Source organism: Nonomuraea endophytica (genome assembly GCF_014203235.1).
In the GTDB taxonomy this organism is placed as follows: domain Bacteria; phylum Actinomycetota; class Actinomycetes; order Streptosporangiales; family Streptosporangiaceae; genus Nonomuraea; species Nonomuraea endophytica.
The window spans coordinates 629,551-648,847 of the sequence record NZ_JACHIN010000002.1; the positions used below are offsets into that span (position 1 = coordinate 629,551).

The following is a 19,297-nucleotide window of genomic DNA, read 5'->3' on the forward strand; positions in this document are numbered from 1 at the left end:
AGCCCCTCGCATGGAGGACCGTCATGTCCGGCTCCCCCTTACCCTCTCGCCGTTCCCGGCGTGCGGTCGTGATCAATCGCGTCCTCATGGCCACGCTGGCCGTGGCGCTTGTGGTGGCGGTCGGATTCGGCACCGGCTACACGACGTCGAAGGCCGCCTTCAGCGACGACGTCGCCTACCTGCCAAAGGGGTCGGGCGTGGGCAGGTTCAACGCCAGCAGCAATGAGGTGGACGCGCGGACCGCGGTCGACCTGGCCACGGGCGACCAGGTCCTGGAGGTCGTCCAGGTACGGCCGGACTCGGTCTGGGTCGTCAACCACGACACCAACACCGTGACGCCCTTGCCCACCGACACGCTGCAACCTGGCAAGGGGATCAAGAAGGCGGCAGACCACAAGCTCAAGCTCCTGGCCGGCGGCGGGCAGGCGTACCTGCTGGACAAAAGCACCGGGAAGCTGGACAAACTCGACGGTACGCACGGCAAGCCGGGCACGCTGCAGATCCCGCCGGTCGCGGACGCGGTGGCGGACACCGGCGGCACGGTCTGGGCCTACACCCGCCCTACCGGCGAACTGCTGGAGATCAGCAAGGGCGCGTTGAAGGGCCGGCACACGGTGGCCGACCCGGGGGCTCTCGGTACGCTGACCACGGTCGCCAACCTGCCGGTGGTGTACCTGGACGACACCGGGCAGGCGGCCATGTACGACTCCGGCGGCCTGCGCAGGAAGCTGGAACTGAGTGCTCGGCAGGGCCTCGTATCCCAGCCCGGCACCACCTCGAGCGTCGTCACCGTCGTCTCCCGCGCCGAGGGCACGCTGACCGTCGGCGACTTCCAGTCGCGCCGCATGACCAACGTGACCCTCAAAGGGCGGGCGAACCATCAGTTCGACCGGCCGCTGGTGCACCACGGCAGGGTGTACGTCCCGGACTACACCAAGCTGCAGCTGGTGATCGTCGAGTTGGCCACGGGCCGGATCAGAAGCGAGACGGTGCCCAGCAAGTCCGGGGAGTTTCAGCTCACCGCCCGCGACGACCGGGTGTGGGTCAACGACCAGAAGCACCCGATCACGTTGTCCTTTGACGCGAACGGCAAGCGCATCGAGATCGACGCCGGCACGACCAAGGGCGCGGAGGACGATGCACTTCCCTCACCAAAACCGTCACCCACGCCGACGCCTCCCGTCGTAAGGGCCAGCGACCCGCCGGAGCAGCGAACGCCGCCGAAAATCGTGAGCCCGACCGCGGCTCCCAAGCCGCGCCACGAGACCGTGCCCAACCTGGTCGGCATGGCCAAGGCCCAGGCATGCGAGCGGCTGGAGCCGAACCTTCGATGCGTGGCCGTGGCGCGGCAGGACGAAACCGCGCAGGAGGCCACCGGCACCGTCCTGAGCACCACGCCGTCCGGCGGCACGCGCGTCCCCCGCGGCAGCGCGGTCACCGTCTACTACCGCGGCCCGCTGGCGGTGCCGAAAATCATGGGCCTGCCCGCCGACCAGGCCTGCCAGAAGCTGGACGAGGCCCAGCTGCAGTGTGTACGGCGCCCCTCGGGCACGGCGAAGACGGCGGCGGGCGTGGGCGTGGTGCAAGCCCAGGATCCCCAGCCGGACTCCCCCGCCGAGACCGGCACCAAGGTCACGATCACGTTCCCCGGCGAGATCGAGGTGGGAACGTACACGAACCTGCCGATCACGGATGCCTGCGCCGCGGTGCAGCAAGCCGGACTGGTGTGCAAGCCGCAAGAGTCGGGTCCAGGCAAGCCGTCCGACGTCGTCCAGTCGCAGCAACCGACTCCCGGTTCCGGCCTGGCTCAGAACGGTACGGTGACCGTCACCTACCTCGGCAAGCCCGCCGTACCCTCGGTCAAGGGCATGACGCCGGACGCGGCGTGCGCGGCGCTGCGCACCGCCTTCCTGGACTGCGCGCCGAAGGCAAGCGGCGCGGCCACGCTGGAGACCAACAAGATTCTGGCCCAAGCACCGGAAGCGGGCACGCGCCAGCCGTCAGGAACCGCCGTGACCATCGAGTACCAGCCGACCGACCCCGCCGCGCTCAACCGGTTCAAGGCACCGGCGCCCAGACGCGGCAACTTCCTGTCGCCAGGCGGGGGCGCTCCGGCCGCCGACTGGCACCCCTTCCCCGCGATCGGCAGGGTCTACAGGGTTGAGGATGCCGGAAAGGTCAACGGCCTGCACATCGTCAACCGGTCCCGCTGCGAGAGCAAGTGCGGAGAGGCCGGAGGCTACTACTTCAGCGCCAACCCCACGCCACAACCCGACTGGGCCTTTGAGGGACCGGCGTTCGCCTGCTTCGTCCAGCCGATTCCCGGAACCGTCCCGTTGCAAGCCCTCTTCAACAAGCAGGCGGTCGCGTGGGCGTGGGCTCCCGCCGACAGCGGGGAATACAACACCTTCGTCCAGGGCGGATTCGAACCCAGGTTCACGGTCTGTCACGTCTGGCCGAGGTGACAGCGAGGTGCGCGGCCACCTCTCCGCAGCTGCGCACCTGTTCCTATTCGGCAGAAGTAGTTCGGATCATCGCGTTATTCATCACCGCCTGCCATGCGACAGGCGCTGCGGCTGAGGTGGAGCCCTATTGTCCGCCGGTGTCGCGGCAGGCGCACGAGATATACGACATCAACCAATCGTGCGCCTCGGTGAACGGCGATCTAGACAACGGGCGAGTGCCGAATTGGGTGAGCGGTTTGAGCAATCACGCCGTAAGCCCATGGAGACGTCGCCCGTTTCGCAGCCTCGGAATCCTCAGAATCGGGCGATGCTGTGTCTGAGGTCAGGCAGCCCGAGACCGAGCCCGGAACACGATCAACGAGTAATGGCGAATCGGGCGAGCCCGGTGATAGCACGAAGAAGGGTTGGGGCACCGGATCGGACGACGGATCAGGAACCTCGTGGACCGGATGATCCACAGCCGGAGACGGGTGTGGTCCCTGAGATGGGCCATCACCTCGCGGTACAGCGCTCGTTCGAGTTGCTGACGGAGCAGCTTGAAGTGCTCGGCCCAGGACAGCAGGTGCACGCAGTCGCGCCCGCGGCGGCGGATCTCGTCGGCGACCAGGTACGGGGTCATGACCTCGCGCAGGTTGCCCAGGGATCGCTGAGCCCTTCCACGATGACTGGTTGAACCAGCTTCCATTGTCGTTGCAGGCCGCCGCACTGATCCATTGCACTTTCAGCGAGCTGGACCAGTATGTCCGCTGGTGGTTCTTCCGCCTGGCCGCACGATGCGGGGCCGAGTATCTGCGCTCCACAGACTCGCGGTAGTTCCAGGGCGACAAGCCTGCGGTTTTGAGACTGGAGGACATGGAAGGGTTCGACATGACAAAGCGGTGACGTGTCCTCGCAGCCTCACCGCTGGTTGGGAGCCTGCCCGAACAGCCGCACGCTTTGGCCCCTTTGTGTCCCATTCAGATGACCATGTGCTAATGCCCGCCCGCGCAGGGTCAGCAAAGACGAGGTGGCACCCCTATGCAGGCCAGGACGGCAGTCACCATGCGACGACCTGCTGCTGCCCACTATGCAGCTTCGCTTTCACGTGGTCTGCGAACAGGCGAATCTTGGACAAGGGCGCCCGCGGGGCCTCTCAGCGTGGCGCGACCTTGGTCATCCTGCACATCTGAACTGACGAAAGGGGTTAAACCCGGAGATCGGATCCCCCGACCACGTGCCGGAACAGTGCCGAAGAGCAACCCGCGAGCGACCAATGCCGTGCCTCGGCCTCACCAGAGACGGTTCGAGGCTCCCCAGCAACCGAGAAACCCCAGCTCGGATGTATCCGGCTGGGGTTTCGGTCGGGTGCGCCGCCAGGGACTCGAACCCCGGACCCGCTGATTAAGAGTCAGCTGCTCTAACCAACTGAGCTAGCGGCGCTTGCGACACACGTAACTGTAGCAGCCACCAAGACCACCACGCACATCACCCAAGCCGCCCCGCCAACCTTCCATAAGAGGTGATCATCAGGTCCCAGAACCGGTCAACGTCCAGGTGGGTGGCCACCTGCGTGTTGGGGGTGGGGGAATTGAAGTCGGTGACGGTCATGCCGGTGGTGTAGTGGCCGGCGGTCTCCACGCGTACTTCGGCGGGGGTCAAAGTTAGGAGGGTGGGGTCTATGACGTGGGCTACGGCGACGGCGTCATGGAGGGCGGGGCCGGATTCGGCGGTGATCGGGGCGTAGTACTGGACGCTGGGGAGGATTAGTGATGATAGGCGGCCCAGGTCACGCATCCGGTCCAGGACTCTGGTGGTGACTCTTGCGGTCAGTGTCACGTCCAGGCCTACCTGGGTTGTGGTCCAGCCGGCGTTGAAGGTGATGGCGGCTGCCTCGGGGTCGGTGAGGATGTTGAACTCGGCTGCCGGGTTGTGGTTGCCGCGGGTGTAGGAACCGCCCATGATCACGAAGTCTCGGACCCAGGTCACGATTCTGGGTTCTTTGCGGACGGCCAGGGCGATGTTCGTGAGGGGGCCTGTGGCCACCAAAGTGATCTCGCCTGGGTTGTCGCGGAGGGTGGAGATGATGAAGTCGACCGCGTGGCCGTCGGCGATGGCGCGGACCGCAGGAGGGAGTACGGCGTCGCCCAGGCCGCCGGCTCCATGTACGTGCGCGGCGTCCATGGGGCCGCGGACCAGGGCGCCGGAGCAGCCGGGGACGATCGGGACGTCGCCCAGATCCAGGAAGTCGCGCAGGGCCAGGGCGTTGGCGGTGGTCAGGTCCAAGCCGACGTTGCCGCCGACGGTGGTGATGCCGCGGAGGTCGAGGGCTTCCGATCCGGCCGCCAGAGCCAGCGCCAAGGCGTCGTCGATGCCGGGGTCGCAGTCAATCAGCATGGAAACTGTCACAAAAACCCAGCGTATGGGTGTTTGTCGGTAAAAATCCCCAACACAGGCCTCATGACGCTCAGGTCTCGTGAAAGCTCAGGTCTCGTGACGATCAGGTCCGGCGAAAGCACCGGTCTCGTGAAAAGCAGAGGTCGTGTGAGGCACACGCCTCGTGAAAGCACACGCCTTGTGACGCACAAGGCTCTGGACGTGAATCGGGGCCGGAGCAGCTTCCCCCAAAGCTACCCCGGCCCCGATATATGGCGGTCCAGGCCGGTACCTTCCCCCGAAGCACCGGCGGTCCCGCACTGCAGACGACGGTCCCCCTCCGCGTCCGCATCGGTAAAAGTCTGCAAGTCAGTCGCAGGACTCTTGACCTGCTTCGACACTACAGAGGCGAATGCAACGGACGCGTCATATAGGGGTCGAATGTCTCCCCAAAAGGGCTACGGAAGCTCCAAACGGACCTCAGTACCTTCAGACAGCGACCGGCTCACCGTGCAGTACTTCTCGTGCACCCGATGCGCCACCGCCCGGTACACCTCGTCGGCCTTCTCCGACGGCACCTCGACGTCGTAGGTGACGGTCACCGGCCCGAGCAGGTTGGGCTGAACCTTCTCCGCCTCGACGGTCATCGCCAGCCGGATGAGCTGGTGCCCCCGCTGAGCCGTGAGCGGTTCGACGGTGACGATGTTGCATCCGCCCACCGCCGCCAGCAGGAGCTCCACGGGGCTGAAGACGCCGTCCTCGTCACCGCCGCCGATCCGCACCTCGGCCCCACGGGCGTTGGTCGCCCGGAACCCGCCGTCATCTGTCCGCTCAACACGCACGTTTGCCATGCATCAGACCCTACTCACGCGCCCCTGAAGCCATGGCACCGGCAAAGCGCTTAGGTCCGCCATACGCCCGTTATGAAACTGTGTCCTCCCGAGAGAGGAGCCCCACATGACGTTCCCTGGATCCGCACGCACGGAGACGGTACTGAACACCTCCGTCAATGTGGACATCCGTACGGCATTGCCCCAGCGTGAGCTGGTTCCCATGCTGGACAACGCCTTCGCCTGGCTGCGCTGGGTGGATCGGACGTTCGACCCCTTCAACGAGGAGAGCCAGATCGCCCGGCTCAACGCGGGCAGGACGATCGAGCAGGTGCCGGAGTTGATCGAGGTACTGCACCGGTGCGACGAGATGGCCGAGGCGACGGACGGGTGGTTCGACTCGCGGATCGGCGGGACCCTGGACGTCTCGGGTTACATCAAGGGCTGGGCGGTGGAACGGCTCTCGCGGGCGCTGGCCAGCGCCGGAGCGGTGGACCACCGGATCACCGCGGGCCGGGACATCCGGGTGCGCGGTTCCTCGCTGCCGGGGCGGCCGTGGCGTGTGGGCATCCGCGACCCGCGTACCAACGCGGTGCGCCGCATGGTCTTCGCCAACGACCTGGCGATCTCCACCTCGGGCAAGACCCGTGTGGTCGATCCCCGCACGGGCGAGGCCCAGCACGTGCTCGGCTGGGTGACGGTGATCGGCCCGGATCTGAGTACGGCTGACGCTTTCGCCACCGCCATGTACGCGATGGGCCCGATCCGTGCCCGCCGCTTCGCCATGGATCTCGCGGCGGCGGAGCCGTACGAGGTGATGATCGTCACGCGCGGCGGGCGCTCGGTGAGCACGCCCGGTTTCGCCCTGTACGGCACGCCGTCGCAACTCGCCGGCTAAGCCTCCGGATGCTGGATGAGGTAATCGATATAGATGGGTTTGAGCGCCTCACCCAGATCCCCTTCACCCGCGGCGAGGGCGTCGCTGAGCAAGGCCGAGACGCGGCTGAGGTCGTTGGCGGTCTCCCCGTCGTGACCACTGGCCGCCTCGGCCGCCGGGATCACCTTGAGCAGGTTCCATAGAAACCCCAGGTCTCCATGGCGTACCGCATAGCGGACCGCACGCTCGTGCAGTTCGCTGGCCGGCAACGACTCCAGTTCCTTCGCGTCCATCTCGCTCCCTTCCTCCCCTTGCACCGCTCTTCCCCGTCCTGGGCCTGCATAACGCCAACAGTCCGGCGAGTGACTACATGGAGTGACGGGTGGGCACATAGCGTGCATGATCACTGTCCTGATCATCGTCCTGGCCGCCGCGATCTCGCCGATCGTCGCCCACGCGCTCGGCCGGTTCGTCCGGGTGCCGAACGTGGTGCTGGAGATCCTGCTCGGCGTCCTGTGCGGCCCGGTGGTGTTCGGCTGGATCAAGACCGACGGCGTCATTGAGACGATCTCCCAGTTCGGGCTCTCGATGCTCATGTTCATGGCCGGCTACGAGATCGAGTTCGCCCGGATCAAGGGCCGGCCGATCAGGCTGGCGATCTACGGCTGGTTCGCGTCGCTGGCGCTCGGGCTGCTCGTGGCGGTGGCGACGAACGGGTTCACGCTGGCCGCCCAGGTGATCGGGCTGGCCCTGTGCACGACCGCGCTCGGCACGATCCTGCCGATGGTGCGGGACGCGGGCGCGCTGCCCACGCCGTTCGGCAGCCGGGTGCTGGGGATCGGGGCGCTCGGGGAGTTCGGCCCGATCGTGGCCATGGCCTTCGTGTTCTCCGAGGACGAGCGCTGGCACACGATCGCGCTCATCGCGCTGTTCACCGTCATCGCGATCATCGCGGCGGCGATGGCCGCCCGGCCGCGGCATCCGCTGTTGGCGCGGCTGGTCGCCGGCACGATGGGCAGCAGCGGCCAGCTCGCGGTGCGCATCGTCATGTTCGTGCTGATCGCGATGATCGCCGCCGCGTCCGCGTTCGGCCTGGACGTCCTGCTCGGCGCGTTCGCGGCGGGCATCGTGGTACGGCTGGCCGTCGCCTCGGGCCCGGAGGCCGAGGAGCACGTGATCTCCTCCAAACTCGACGCGATCGGCTTCGGCTTCCTCATCCCGTTCTTCTTCGTGGTCAGCGGCGCCAACCTGGACCTGAAGGCGTTGTTCACCGACCCGCACAGCCTGCTGCTGATCCCGGTCTTCCTGCTCGCGTTCCTGCTGGTGCGCGGGCTGCCCACGTACCTGCTGCACCAGCGCGACCCCGACCTGCGGCCCGGCGAGAACAGGGCGCTGGCGCTGTTCGCCGCGGCCGGTCTGCCGCTGATCGTGGTGATCACCAACACCGGCGTGCAGCAGGGCGCGATCAGCTCGGCGCACGCCGCCGCGATGGTCACCGCGGGCGTGTTCAGCGTCATGATCTATCCGCTGGTGGCGCTGCGCCTCTACCGATCGGCCCTCAAGGAGTGCGAGGATCTATCAGCGTGATATTCATCCTGAGAATCCTGGCGGCCGCGGTCGCCCTGTGGGTCGCCACACAACTGCTCCCCGGCATCACGGTCAACACCGACACCACGGCGAAGTACTGGGGCACGCTCGTCGTGGTCGCCCTCATCTTCGGCCTGATCAACGCGATCGTGAAGCCCATCGTCAAGATGCTGGGCTGCGCGGTGATCGTGCTGACGCTGGGGCTCTTCCTCCTGGTGATCAACGCGGCGATGCTGCTGCTCACCAGCTGGATCGCCGGGCAGCTCGACGTGCCGTTCCATGTGGACGGCTTCGTCACCGCGCTCATCGGCTCGATCATCATCAGCGTCGTGACCTGGCTGCTCAGCCTGGTCATCCCCGACGGCGACTGATCACACCCATGGAACTCCACGGCGCCGGCCTGACCTGCTCGCGGGTCGCGGCCGTGGCCAGCGGCCGGGCCCGGGTGACGATCGGCTCCACCGATCGCGCCCGGGCCGCGTGGGCCACCGCGCAGGCGCTGACCGGCCCGGTCTACGGGCAGAGCACGGGCGTCGGCGCGAACAAGGACGTCGAGGTGGCCGCGTCCGGGCTCGACCTGCTGCGCAGCCACGCGGGTGGCGCCGGGCCGCTCATCGAGGCGGAACGCGTCAGGGGGATGCTGGCCGTCCGCCTGAACCAGTTGCTCGCGGGCGGCTCCGGGATCGACCCGGCGGTGCTGCCGGTGCTCGCCGAGGCGATCAACGCGGGCGTCACTCCCCCGGTACGCACTTACGGGGCCATCGGCACCGGCGACCTGACGGCGCTGGCCGGCACCGCCCTGTGCCTGCTGGGCGAGCAGGCGTGGCACGGCGGCGACGGTCCGCGCTTCGCGCTGGCGAGCTCGGACGGGCTGCCGTTCATCAGCTCGGGCGCGCTGACGCTGGCCGACGCGGCGCTGGCCTGTCATCGGCTGCGCGGGCTGCTGGACGCCGCGGTCGACGTGGCCGCGTTCTCCTTCACCGCGGTCGGGGCTTCGGCGGAGCCGCTGGCGGCAGCCGTACAGGAAGCGAGACCGCATCAGGGGCAGGCGGTGGTGGCCGCGCGGCTGCGCGGCCTGCTCAACGGCGAGCTCGCCACTCGCGTGCAGGACCCGTACGGCTACCGCGCCTTCGCCCAGGTGCACGGCGGCGCGCTCGACGCGCTGGAACGGGCAGCCACGACCGTCGAGGTGGACCTCAACGCCGCCGCCGAGAACCCGCTCATCGACCGCTCGCTGGCCTGGCACAACGGCAACTTCCACTCGGCGCCGGTGGCGCTGGCCCTGGACACGCTGCGCGCGGCGCTCGTGCAGACGGCGCAGCTGAGCACCGCCCGGCTGGGCACGCTGATGGAGCCGGGCTATACCGGCGCCCTGCCCTTCCTCGCCGACCGGCCGGGCGCCTCCGGCCTGATGATCCTGGAGTACGTGGCGCAGGACGCGCTGGCCGAGCTGCGCCACCTGGCGACGCCGGTCACCACCGGCACCGCGGTGATCTCGCGCGGCACCGAGGACCACGCCGGCTTCGCCACCCAGGCGGCCCGTTACGCGCTGCGCTGCGTGGAGCCGCTGGAGATCGTGCTGGCCTGCGAGCGGGTGGCCGCCGTACGGGCCCGCCGCGGGGCCGAGCCGGACCGCCCGCTGGACGGCGACCTCGACGCGGCCCGGCTACTCCTGCGGCCGGGCGGAACGCCGCCGTAGCCACCGGCGCGGCACGAACAGCACCAGAAGCGCCACGACCACGTGCGCGGCGATGAAGGCGTACGCCTCGTACTTGGTGGCCGGGTGGCCGATCCGCACGGTGATGTGGTCGGCCCAGCCCCACACCTCGGGGATGGCGTCGAGCCGGCGGTTCATGGAGACCGCCACGAGGTCCTCCAGCCCCGACACGTGCAGGATCGACATCGCCAGGCCGGTGCGCAGCACGCCCTCCCGCGAGCCGCCGCCGAGCCGGTAGGCCAGCAGCAGCGCCACGATAAGGAACGGCACGAAGACCACGACGTGCAGGTAGAGGTCCTCGAAGGTGCCGGACTTGTCCTCGATGTCCATAGCGGCCATGAAGGTCTTCGGCACGAAGTACAGCAGGAAGGCCAGGAACACCGCCGGGATGGCCACCAGGTGCATCTTGAGCCGCCGCGCCCACTCGACGTCCAGCCAGGCGATCGCCACGATGGCGGCCAGCTGCGGCGTGAGCTTGACGAGGAAGCTCCACAGCGAGGTGATCTCCTGCTCGTACGGCAGGACGAAGCGGACGATTCCCGCCAGCGCCACCGCAAGGGCGCCCGCGAGCAGCGTCACCCGGTTGGCTCTGATCACGATGCGACTCCAAGGATCGGGGTGCCGTGGCCGGGGCAGCGGCCGAGCTCGCCACCGCCGTCCGGGACCACGGCGACGAGCACCGGACGGCGTCTGCCCAGCGCGGAGACGGCCAGCGCGCCGCCCTCCGGCCGGGCGTGGAAGCGCCGCCACAGCAGATGGACCCGGCCGCAACCGGCTCGGGCCGCGTAATAGCCGAGGTGCGGGTCGTGCACCAGCGCTCCCTCGGCGGCGCCGGCGAGCGTCACCCGCTCCAGCACCTTCACCTCGACGCCCGCCAGCTCGGGCAGGAACGACGCCACCGCCGCCCGCTCGCCCACCACGACCACGCGGCCGGCGTCGGCGGCGAGCTTGAGCGCGGGCGCGTTGAGCTCACGCCGCCTGCGCTCGTGCACGACCGTGGCCTCCGGATCCAGCAGCACACCGTACGGCGGGCCGCCCAGCCCCAGCGTGCGCCGATCCAGCACGGCCCGGCGCACCTCCAGCACCGGAACCCGCCCGCGGACCCCCGCCTCACCCAGCGCCGCGCGCAGCCCGCCCGCAGGCCCGATCCACAGGCTCGGCTCGGCCCCCGGATCGTACGGCTCGGCGAACGGGCACAGCCGGTGCAGCTGATCGGCCAGCTCCCCGGTGGGCGTGGGCAGGGGCTCGTCGAGCGCCCGGCCCGCGCGTACCCACTGGTCGCGGTAGTAGGGCACGCGGGAGAAGGCCAGCCGGACCGTTCGCCGGTAGGACCTCTCCCACGCCGCGGCGGAGAACCTAACGGACATCGACCTTGACCAGCGCGTCCAGGTCCGGGGGCGTGTGGTCGACGACGTAGCCGAGCTTGGCCCGGCACTCGGTATAGGGGAAGACGTGGTCGCCGGGGAAGGCGACCACCACGATCTCGGCGCTGTCCGGCAGCGACTCCAGGCCGTGGATCCGGCGCAGGACGCCTTCGTGCGGCGCGCGCAGCACCCGTACCGAGGCGGGGCCCCGTCGAGTCGGGGTGAGGTCGGGGCGTTCGCCGACGGCCAGCCGGACGGTGGCCTCGACCGTGTCCACGCCGTACATCAGGCCGAGCGCCTCGCCCAGCCCGTTGCCGCCGATGCGCGCGCCCATCTCGATCAGCGTGACCACGCCGTCCTCGACGAACAGGTCCACGTTGAGCGGGCCGTCGCGGTAGCCGACCTCGGCGCAGACCAGCTCCAGCTGCCGGGTGACCTCCTTGTCGAGGACGCCGTCGCCCGGCTCCATGTCGTGCCCGACCGCGACCACCTCGGGCGGTTCCGTGACGCGCCGGCTCAGGCCGAGCAGGGCGATCCTGCCGTCCTGGAGCATGGCCTCGCCACAGAGGTCCTGGCCGGTCAGGAGCTGTTCGATGATGATGCGGCCGGTCGGGGAGACGGCCCGCGCGTGCTCGACCGCCTGGGCGAGGTCCTCCTGCTCGCGGACGATCGTGATGCCGCGTGAGCTGCCGGAGTCGACCGGTTTGACGATGACCGGCAGCGCCGGCCGTACCTCGGGATCGGTGGAGTAGTGCGGGCTCGGCAGGCCGAGGCGCAGGCAGGTCTCGCGGAAGGCGGCCTTGTCCGTCGAGACCCGCAGGGTCTCGTCGGTGAGCGCGCAGGGCAGGCCGAGCATGCGGGCCAGCTCGACCAGCGAGGGGAGGTTGATGTCGCTGCCGGGGGCGAGCAGTCCGGCCAGGCGGTCGCGGTCGCGCAGCGCGGCCGCGATGGCCGGCACGTCGCGGGTGCTGACGTGCACGAACTCGTCGGCCTCCGCCACGCCCGGTGCGTCGGCCCGCATGTCCACGCAGATCGTGGACAGGCCCAGCCGCCGGGCGGCCCGGAAGGCACTGACCGTGCCGTCCGAGCCGCCGAGGATCACGACGTGCTTCACCTCGGGGTGTTCCAGTGGGTGCCGCGGTTCTCGATGAACCAGTCGACCGTCTTGGCCATGCCCTCCTGCAGCGTGATCAGCGAGGCGGGGTCGATGCCGACCGGGCGCAGCGTCTCGGGGTCGGCGGTGACGGCGGTCTCCGGCGTCTCGCCCGGACGCATGGGCAGGTCCACGATCGGCGCGCGCTCGTAGCCGCGCTCCTCGCACATGTCGATGATCATCTCGGCGACCGCGCGGATGCTCGTCGACTCGGTCGGGCCGACCTCGACCACGTGGCCGAGCGGGGGCTTGACCGCGGCGGTCTCCAGCGCGGCGACCAGGCCCCTGGCCACGTCGCCGACCCACACCATGTCGGAGATCTGGGTGCCGCCGCCGTAGAGCTCGACCGGCATGCCGGACAGGGCGCGGCAGATCACCGCGGGGGTGATCTTGCGTACCTTTCCTGCGGCGAACGGCGGCGCCGCCATCTGCCGGGGTCCGTAGGCGTTGACCACTCTGACCAGGTTGACCCTGGTGCCTCGGTGGGCGTTGAACATGCGCGCGAAGCGCTCGACGGCGGTCTTGGAGATGGAGTAGCTGTTGTCCATCCAGTGGTTGCCCACGCAGATGTAGACACCGGGGAGGTCGTACTGGGCGACCGCTTCCAGGAAGTTCAGACCGCCCATGAGGTTGGTCTCCGCGGCGGGCCGCGGATTGGTGATCGTCTCCTGGGTGCCGAGGACGGCGGCCAGGTGGATGATCGCATCGGCGTGGGCGGCCAGCTCGGTCATGGCCGTGGCGTCCCTGATGTCGCCGAGCATGACCTCGAACGGGCTTGAGCCGCGATCCTGGTGGTCGAAGACGATCGGAGTATGCCCTCTGGCGGCTAACTCCTCACAGACGTAACGGCCGATGAAGCCATTACCACCCGTCACCCCTACTTTCATGGCATTCCCCTGATCAAACGCCGCGCTGTTTTGTGCGCGGTCAGTAGGTACACGCGTCCAGGTGTGGCGCGCGGCCATGATCAAATCAGACATATACTCCCAACTATGACTGTCAGTCATTTCGTTGCGATTTCGTAATTTTTCGGGTGAATCAGGGACCTAAGTGAAGATTGAACTGTCTTACCCGGATATTGACCCAGAGCCTGCTGGCTGGGAAGATCTCCGGATTCGTCAGGGGTTAACGGCTATATGGTCCTATGACGTGATCCGTAGCTCCTTTGCCGCCTCGTGGGCCCGGCCGCTGCTGGGCGTCTTCCGCGACGGCGACCGCGTCACCGGCGCCATCGGCGCGGTCTGCCGTGGCCTGTGGCCGACCCGGTCTTCCCGCCCGCCGCTCTTTCTCGACGTGCGATTACCGGCTCACTCCAACGCTCCCACCTGGTGCCTGCCCGAGGGCGCCGACGGCCGCGAGCTCATCAGGAGCTTCGAGCGGGCCGTCGCGGCCGAGCTCGGCTGGGGCCTGGCCGGTGTGGTCTACCGCATGGTCACCGAACCCGCGCTGCCGCTGGTCGTCCGGCGCGGCGCCATCGTCAGGCAGTCCCCCGGCTCCACGGAGATGGACCTGGGCTGGTCGTCAGCGGACGGGTGGATCAGCACGCTCAGCCGTAACCGCCGCTCCACGCTGCGGCGGCAGATCAAGCGCATCGCCCAGGACGGCGAGCTGCGCGTGCGCGAGGGCAGCGCCCGCCGTGACCTCGACCCGGCGGAACTGGCCGCGCTCGACGAACGCCACGCCTCCCGGCTGAGCTCGTCCTTCGATCCGCGCCTGCCGCTGTCGCCCGCGTACTTCGCCGCGCTGCTGGGCCGCGAGGACGTGTGGACGCTCAGCTACCACCACGGCGAGAAGCTGCTGGCCTTCGCCATGGTCTACGACCACCCGGTCGCCCCCATGTACGGCCCGTGGGCCGCGCTGCCGCCGGAGCAGGGCGGCCGCAAGGACCTCTACTTCGACAGCTACGCCCGGATCGTCGCCCACGCGACGGCCTCGGGCGCCAAACGCCTGTTCGCCGGCAGGGGCTTCGTTGACGTGAAGCGCTCGCTGGGGTTCGAATACGTCCCCATGAAGGTCGTGGCGGTACCCAGGTGGGCGATCGGATGAGCCTGGAGTTCCTGGATCCCCGGCACGACCCGGAGCCCGCCGACTGGGAGGAATTACGCCTGGCCGCCGGGCAGTGGGTGACCTGGCGCTACGACCTGCTGCGCGCCTACGCCTGGGGCGCCCAGGCGCCGGTGGTGCTGGCAATCCTGCGGCGGGACGGCAAGGCGGTCGGCGCCGCCTCGGCCTCGCTGCGCACCCCCCGGCTACGGCGCGGCGTCTACACCGCGGCACGTGGCCCGGCCGGTGTGCTGGACGTCCACGCGCCGGGAAACCGCTCCCAGAAGGGCTGGTGGTTCCGCGACGAACCGGACCCCGGCCTGCTGCGCGCCTACGCGCGCGGCCTGCGCCGGGAGCTGGGCCCCGGCTGGCGGAGCATGGTCTGGCGCGAGGTCTCGGCCGACGAGCGCGCCCTGCTCCCCGGGCCGGTCAAGGTGAACCTGCCCACCGCGCCCCTGGCCAAGCTCGCCCTCCCCTGGCCTGGCCTGGACGACTGGTACGCCCGGCTCGACCCCCGCCGCCGCGACTCGCTGCGCAGGCGGGCCAGGACGTTCTCCACCGAGCTGACCGTCCGGATCGGCCCCGCCGCCGAGTTGGTCGGCGCGGAGGAGGCGGCCCGGCTGCGCGCCGAGAACGACCTCAAGCACCGCAGCAGGTTCCTCCCCGTCGCGCCGCTGCCACTGCCGTACCTGGAGGCGCTGATCGGCGGCGGGGAGAGCGTCGCCCTCACCTACCGGCACAAGCGTCGGCTGCTCGGCCTCTCCCTGATCCTCGACCACCCGGCCTGGCCCATCTGCCTGAGCTGGGGCGCCCTTCCCCCGGAGAGCGGCGGGCGCAAACACCTGTACTTCGACGGCTACGTCCGCATGGTCGAGTGGGCGATCGGGGCCGGCAAGCGCGGCCTGGTGCTCGGCAAGGGACAGGCCGAGGTCAAGAGCGGGCTCGGCGCGGAGCTGGTGCCCTCGTCGGCGGTGGCGGTGCCGTTGTGAGATGCCTGCAGTGCGGTGATCCGCACCCCTCCGATCTGGGCCGGCGGCGGTACTCGTGCCGGGCGTGCGGCGCCGTCTACCGGGCCGTTCCCTCGGCGCCCCGGCCGGTGGCCGGCGATCCGCTCGTGCCGTACCTTCCCGCGCGCATGATCCGCTGGATCCGCGACCACGACGACGACTCGCCGCTCGACCGGGAGACGCTGGCGCGCTGGTACAAGGAGTTCGACGCGCTGATCGCCAAGGCCAGGACCGACGAGGCGGTGCGCGCCGAGGTCGAGGAGATCAGCGAGGTCCCGCTGGACGAGCTGCCCGCCAAGCCGCCCGCCTTCCCCAAGGTGTGCGCGGCCCTGCACGCCGCCTGCTACGACCTGGCCCTCGCCCAGGCCCGCCTCGACCCCTCGGCCGCCGAGCGGCTGGCCCACGTCCGCGCCTGGCTGGCGGGCCCCGGCCGCCCGGCGACCTGGACCGCCGCCCGCCCCTCAGAACCACCCGCCCGCGAACACGTAGAAGCCCTCCTGCCCCTGCCGGACACCTTCGAGTCCGCGCAGGTCAGGACCTTCTTCACCGCGCTGTTCGGCATGGAGAAGGGCCCGTCGCTGACCGGCGTGCTCGACCGTTTCGGCCGCGAACAGGTGGAATCCGCCCTGCGCGCCTACCTGCACGACGGCAGCCGCCCATTGCGCGAGCGCGTGCTCGCCGACCTGGACGCCGGATGACCGCCACCGCCACCCACCGCATCGGGCTGACGCGGCTGACGACGCTGATCGCCGGCCGCGCGACCTTCCGCGTCATGCTGTACGGCTCCGCCGCCCTGCTCGCCCTGGCCTGGAGCCGCGCGGACTTCGCCGCCTACGCCGCGGTCATGGGCGCCGTCGGCTGGCTGTGCATGGTCGTCCAGTCGGGCACCGAGAAGGCCGCGCTCAAGCTGATCCCGCGCGCCCGCCGTACCCGCGACCAGCTCGCCGGCATGCTCCGCGCCCTGGTGGCGTACATACCGCTGCCGCCCACCGCCGCCGCGGTCATCGCGCTGGCCCTGGCCCCCCGTCACCCGGTCACGCTCTACCTGCTGGGCATCGCCTACTACGTGGCGCTCGGCTGCGGCATGCTCGGCGTCGCCCTGCACCGAGCGCTCGGCCGCTACGTCCGCGACACCGTCCACTTCGCCGTGCTCGGCCTGGGCATGGGCGCGATGGCGGCGCTGGCCTTCTTCGCCGGGGTCGGCCCGACCGGCTACCTGACCGGGCTGCTGGCGCTGGTCACCGCGCTCAACCTCTCGCTGCTGCCCGGCCTGCCCCGCGCCGGACGCCCGCGTCCCGGGCTGCGCCGCGTGCTGGCGGGCACGATCGTGCTGATGGGCGCGGCCGACGTCATGAACAACGCCATGATCGGCACGCTCTTCGTCGAGCTCTCGCTCAGCGCCCACGCCGGCCAGAGCGGCGAGCTCTACTTCGTCACCCTCGCCTGGGGCTTCGCCCTCTCCGTGCTCTACACGCTGCAGCGGATCTACCAGCCGCAGCTGTCGCTCAGGGTGGCGGGCGGCGGCGCGGCTGGGGCACGGGTGCTGGGACGGCGCATGGCCGGGCTGGCCGCCCTGGCCGGGGTGCTCTGGCTGGCGCTGGCCGGGATCGCCCTGATCCAGCACATCCACGGCCCGATCGCGCTCGGCGTGCTCGCGCTCACCCTGCTTCCCGTGCAGGCGCTGGCCAGCGGCGCCACGTTCGTCGTCGAGCACACCGATCCCCGGGCCAACGCCAAGGCCGTGGTGGCCGCCCTGGCGGCGGTCGCCGCGCTGGGCGCGGTGGCCATCCCCCTGGCCGGGGCGGCCGGGGCCGTATACGCGCTGGGGGCGAACCCGCTCGTCCTCGGCCTGGCGCTGAGGAGATCGCAGTGACGACGGGCCTGACGGTGCTGGTGCCGTGCTTCAACGAAGGCGCCCAGGTGGACGTGGCCTACCGCGACCTCGTCGCCGAACTGTCCCCGATCGAGGACCTGGAGATCCTCTTCGTGGACGACGGCAGCTCCGACGACTCGCTGGCCCGGATGCGGGCTCTGGCCGAGGCCGATTCCCGGGTGCGCTACCTGTCCTTCACCCGCAACTTCGGCATCGACGCGGTCATGGCTGCCGGGTTCTCCTACGCCGCCCAGCCGTGGACGGTGCAGTGCGACGCCGACTTACAGGTGCCGCCCTCGCAGATCTGGACGCTGCTCGCCAAGGCCGCCGAGGGGTACGACGTGGTCTTCGGCCACCGGGTCAACCGGCACGACCCGCTCGTGCGCAAGCTCGGCTCGCTCGGTCTGCACTGGTCGGCCCGCGCGGTGTTCAAGATCGGCATGCCGCGGGGGGCCTCCACCTTCCGGCTGGTCCGCACGCCGGTGGCCAGGACGATCAGCGACCTGCGCCTGCCGTGGTTCATGCCGGCCGTACCCCTGGTGGGGGCGCGGTACGCGGCGGTGAGCGTCACGCACCGCGAGCGCAGCGCCGGACGATCGAAGCTGCGGCTCGGCCGGCTGGCCGGGCACGCGTTCGAGCTGTTCTTCGGGTTCTCGTGGCGGCCGCTCAACCTGCTCTACCTGCTGGCGGCGCTCGGGCTCGTGGTCGCGGCGCTCGGCCTCACCGGGGCGCACCTCGCGCTGTCGGCGGTGACGCTGGCCGGGCTGGCGGTGGTCGGCCGCTACGTGCACCGGATCGCGCCCCGGCGTCCGCTCTTCTACGTGCGTGAGGCGAACGTGCCTTTACGCGGCGGGGACACCCTCACGGGCGGGGCGCCCTGCCCGCCGCCGCCGGTCGTCCTGAGCGACGCCGTGTAGAAAGGGCCGGCTCAGGAGACGTCTTTGATCGAGCCGCGTTCGCGCAGCGTGGGCTGCTGGACGACGCGGCGGCGCTTCGGCCCGCCGTCGACCGCCGCGACCGCCAGGCGGACGGCGGCTCTGACGATGCTGCTGATGGCCCAGTCGACGGTGGTGAGGCCGGGGGTGAGCAGGCCGGACATCGGATGGTCGTCATAGCCCATCACCGACACGTCGTCCGGGATCGACAGGCCCAGCTCGGCCGCCGCCGCGTAGACGCCGTAGGCGATGGAGTCGGAGAAGCAGAAGACGGCGCTCGGCCGGCCCTCCTCCAGGAGGCGGCGGGCCGCGGCGGTGGCGCCGGCCAGCTCGTAGGGGGCTGTGGTGACCTCCAGGTCGAGCCCCAGCCGCTCGGCCTCGGCGCTGACGTGGACGTCAGCCGGCCGGTCGGGGGTGCTGGGGCGGGTCGGGGTGAGCACCGCCACCCGGCGGTGGCCCAGCGCCTTGAGATGTTCCAGGGCCAGCGTCACCCCGCGCCGGTTGTCGAAGACGACCTCGCCCGCCGTGCCCTCCAGCGAGTCGCCGATCGAGACCACGGGCAGCGACTCGCACAGCTCGGGCCAGAAGGCCGCGGCGGGGTCGACCGGCTGCACGATGAGCCCGTCGACACGCTGGTCGCGCAGCTGCTGGGCGAGCGCGCGCTCCCGGTCGGGGTCGCCGACCGCGTCGAGTATCAGCGCGTAGCGGTCCTTCTCCCGCAGGCCCCTGCTGATGCCGACGGCCAGGGACTGCTGCCACAGGTCTTCGAGCGATCCGCAGAGGACGCCGATCATGCCGGTCCGGCCGCTGGCGAGGGCGCGGGCGATGGGGTCGGCCTCGTAGCCGAGTTCGGCGGCGGCGGCCCGCACGCGCTCCATCGTCTCCTCGGAGACCTGCATGCCGCGCAGCGCATAGGAGACCGCGGCCGGTGACAGGCCTGTGGCCTGCGCCACTTCCTTGATGGTCGCTCTCTTGCGGGGCATCAAGCCAGCCTATTGCGTGTGACCGACAGAAGGGCGCAGCGTTGACAGGACCCTAGGTGAAGCGGTTCACTGAACCGTATCAGTGAATCGCTTCACGCTTGTGTCTTCCGA

Annotated in this window: 19 protein-coding genes and 1 tRNA gene; 10 read left to right on the forward strand and 10 right to left on the reverse strand. The window is 70.1% G+C overall.

Going from position 1 to position 19,297, the window contains the following annotated elements:
• The first annotated feature begins 68 nt into the window (after window positions 1-68).
• Window positions 69-2,465 (forward strand): PASTA domain-containing protein, encoded by a 2,397-nt coding sequence (locus HNR40_RS54425; RefSeq protein WP_184960316.1) that lies wholly within the window; start codon window positions 69-71, stop codon window positions 2,463-2,465.
• A gap of 322 nt (window positions 2,466-2,787) precedes the next feature.
• Here the strand turns inward: HNR40_RS54425 and HNR40_RS10985 are convergent, their stop codons facing one another.
• The 4 genes from HNR40_RS10985 to HNR40_RS11000 form a co-directional block, all read right to left on the reverse strand.
• Window positions 2,788-3,084, reverse strand: coding sequence for a hypothetical protein (locus HNR40_RS10985; protein WP_184960559.1), 297 nt, complete (start codon window positions 3,082-3,084; stop codon window positions 2,788-2,790).
• A gap of 726 nt (window positions 3,085-3,810) precedes the next feature.
• A tRNA-Lys gene (locus tag HNR40_RS10990) sits at window positions 3,811-3,884 on the reverse strand.
• Window positions 3,885-3,929: 45 nt separating this feature from the next.
• Window positions 3,930-4,850, reverse strand: coding sequence for a nucleoside hydrolase (locus HNR40_RS10995; RefSeq protein ID WP_221340208.1), 921 nt, complete (start codon window positions 4,848-4,850; stop codon window positions 3,930-3,932).
• A 425-nt stretch (window positions 4,851-5,275) separates the two neighbouring features.
• Window positions 5,276-5,668 (reverse strand): OsmC family protein, encoded by a 393-nt coding sequence (locus HNR40_RS11000; protein ID WP_184960317.1) that lies wholly within the window; start codon window positions 5,666-5,668, stop codon window positions 5,276-5,278.
• 106 nt (window positions 5,669-5,774) lie between these two features.
• Between HNR40_RS11000 and HNR40_RS11005 the strand changes: the two genes are divergently transcribed.
• A complete protein-coding gene (locus HNR40_RS11005) occupies window positions 5,775-6,545 on the forward strand; it encodes an FAD:protein FMN transferase (protein WP_184960318.1) in 771 nt (256 codons plus the stop codon).
• On the opposite strand, the gene HNR40_RS11010 is transcribed toward HNR40_RS11005, so the two are convergent.
• Window positions 6,542-6,817 (reverse strand): hypothetical protein, encoded by a 276-nt coding sequence (locus tag HNR40_RS11010; RefSeq protein WP_184960319.1) that lies wholly within the window; start codon window positions 6,815-6,817, stop codon window positions 6,542-6,544. The two genes, HNR40_RS11005 and HNR40_RS11010, sit on opposite strands and share 4 nt — an antisense overlap.
• 106 nt (window positions 6,818-6,923) lie before the next feature.
• Here HNR40_RS11010 and HNR40_RS11015 point away from each other — a divergent pair, with 106 nt between their 5' ends.
• Genes HNR40_RS11015 through HNR40_RS11025 form a run of 3 tightly spaced genes read left to right on the forward strand, consistent with a single transcriptional unit; the run spans window position 6,924 to window position 9,810 of the window.
• Entirely contained in the window at window positions 6,924-8,111 is a 1,188-nt protein-coding gene (locus tag HNR40_RS11015; protein WP_184960320.1) for a cation:proton antiporter, read from the forward strand.
• Complete coding sequence (locus tag HNR40_RS11020) at window positions 8,108-8,482, forward strand: phage holin family protein (protein WP_184960321.1); 375 nt, start codon at window positions 8,108-8,110, stop codon at window positions 8,480-8,482. The genes HNR40_RS11015 and HNR40_RS11020 overlap by 4 nt, the downstream gene beginning before the upstream one ends.
• Before the next feature lie 8 nt (window positions 8,483-8,490).
• Window positions 8,491-9,810: an aromatic amino acid ammonia-lyase gene (locus HNR40_RS11025; RefSeq protein WP_184960322.1), complete on the forward strand. Its 1,320-nt coding sequence runs from the start codon at window positions 8,491-8,493 to the stop codon at window positions 9,808-9,810.
• Here HNR40_RS11025 and HNR40_RS11030 read toward each other — a convergent pair.
• From HNR40_RS11030 to HNR40_RS11045, 4 genes are read right to left on the reverse strand one after another with little or no spacing between them, the layout of a single operon-like run.
• Window positions 9,778-10,425: a hypothetical protein gene (locus tag HNR40_RS11030; protein ID WP_221340209.1), complete on the reverse strand. Its 648-nt coding sequence runs from the start codon at window positions 10,423-10,425 to the stop codon at window positions 9,778-9,780. The genes HNR40_RS11025 and HNR40_RS11030 overlap by 33 nt on opposite strands.
• On the reverse strand, window positions 10,422-11,195 hold the full coding sequence (locus tag HNR40_RS11035; RefSeq protein ID WP_184960323.1) for a hypothetical protein: 774 nt from the start codon (window positions 11,193-11,195) through the stop codon (window positions 10,422-10,424). Before HNR40_RS11035 ends, HNR40_RS11030 begins: the two co-directional genes overlap by 4 nt.
• Window positions 11,185-12,306, reverse strand: coding sequence for an ATP-grasp domain-containing protein (locus HNR40_RS11040; RefSeq protein ID WP_184960324.1), 1,122 nt, complete (start codon window positions 12,304-12,306; stop codon window positions 11,185-11,187). Before HNR40_RS11040 ends, HNR40_RS11035 begins: the two co-directional genes overlap by 11 nt.
• Window positions 12,303-13,220, reverse strand: coding sequence for an NAD-dependent epimerase/dehydratase family protein (locus HNR40_RS11045; protein WP_312896278.1), 918 nt, complete (start codon window positions 13,218-13,220; stop codon window positions 12,303-12,305). The genes HNR40_RS11040 and HNR40_RS11045 overlap by 4 nt, the downstream gene beginning before the upstream one ends.
• A gap of 274 nt (window positions 13,221-13,494) precedes the next feature.
• Here HNR40_RS11045 and HNR40_RS57135 point away from each other — a divergent pair, with 274 nt between their 5' ends.
• Genes HNR40_RS57135 through HNR40_RS11070 form a run of 5 tightly spaced genes read left to right on the forward strand, consistent with a single transcriptional unit; the run spans window position 13,495 to window position 18,185 of the window.
• The gene (locus HNR40_RS57135) at window positions 13,495-14,391 is read left to right on the forward strand and encodes a GNAT family N-acetyltransferase (protein WP_184960326.1); all 897 of its coding nucleotides are present in this window, start codon (window positions 13,495-13,497) and stop codon (window positions 14,389-14,391) included.
• Window positions 14,388-15,377 (forward strand): hypothetical protein, encoded by a 990-nt coding sequence (locus HNR40_RS11055; RefSeq protein ID WP_184960327.1) that lies wholly within the window; start codon window positions 14,388-14,390, stop codon window positions 15,375-15,377. The genes HNR40_RS57135 and HNR40_RS11055 overlap by 4 nt, the downstream gene beginning before the upstream one ends.
• Window positions 15,374-16,093, forward strand: coding sequence for a hypothetical protein (locus HNR40_RS11060; protein WP_184960328.1), 720 nt, complete (start codon window positions 15,374-15,376; stop codon window positions 16,091-16,093). Before HNR40_RS11055 ends, HNR40_RS11060 begins: the two co-directional genes overlap by 4 nt.
• Entirely contained in the window at window positions 16,090-17,268 is a 1,179-nt protein-coding gene (locus tag HNR40_RS11065; protein ID WP_184960329.1) for a hypothetical protein, read from the forward strand. The genes HNR40_RS11060 and HNR40_RS11065 overlap by 4 nt, the downstream gene beginning before the upstream one ends.
• Window positions 17,265-18,185, forward strand: coding sequence for a glycosyltransferase family 2 protein (locus tag HNR40_RS11070; protein WP_312896279.1), 921 nt, complete (start codon window positions 17,265-17,267; stop codon window positions 18,183-18,185). Before HNR40_RS11065 ends, HNR40_RS11070 begins: the two co-directional genes overlap by 4 nt.
• Before the next feature lie 11 nt (window positions 18,186-18,196).
• On the opposite strand, the gene HNR40_RS11075 is transcribed toward HNR40_RS11070, so the two are convergent.
• Window positions 18,197-19,186 carry a LacI family DNA-binding transcriptional regulator gene (locus HNR40_RS11075; protein WP_184960330.1) on the reverse strand — a complete coding sequence of 330 codons (990 nt, stop codon included), beginning with the start codon at window positions 19,184-19,186 and terminating at the stop codon, window positions 18,197-18,199.
• Between the last annotated feature and the right edge of the window lie 111 nt (window positions 19,187-19,297).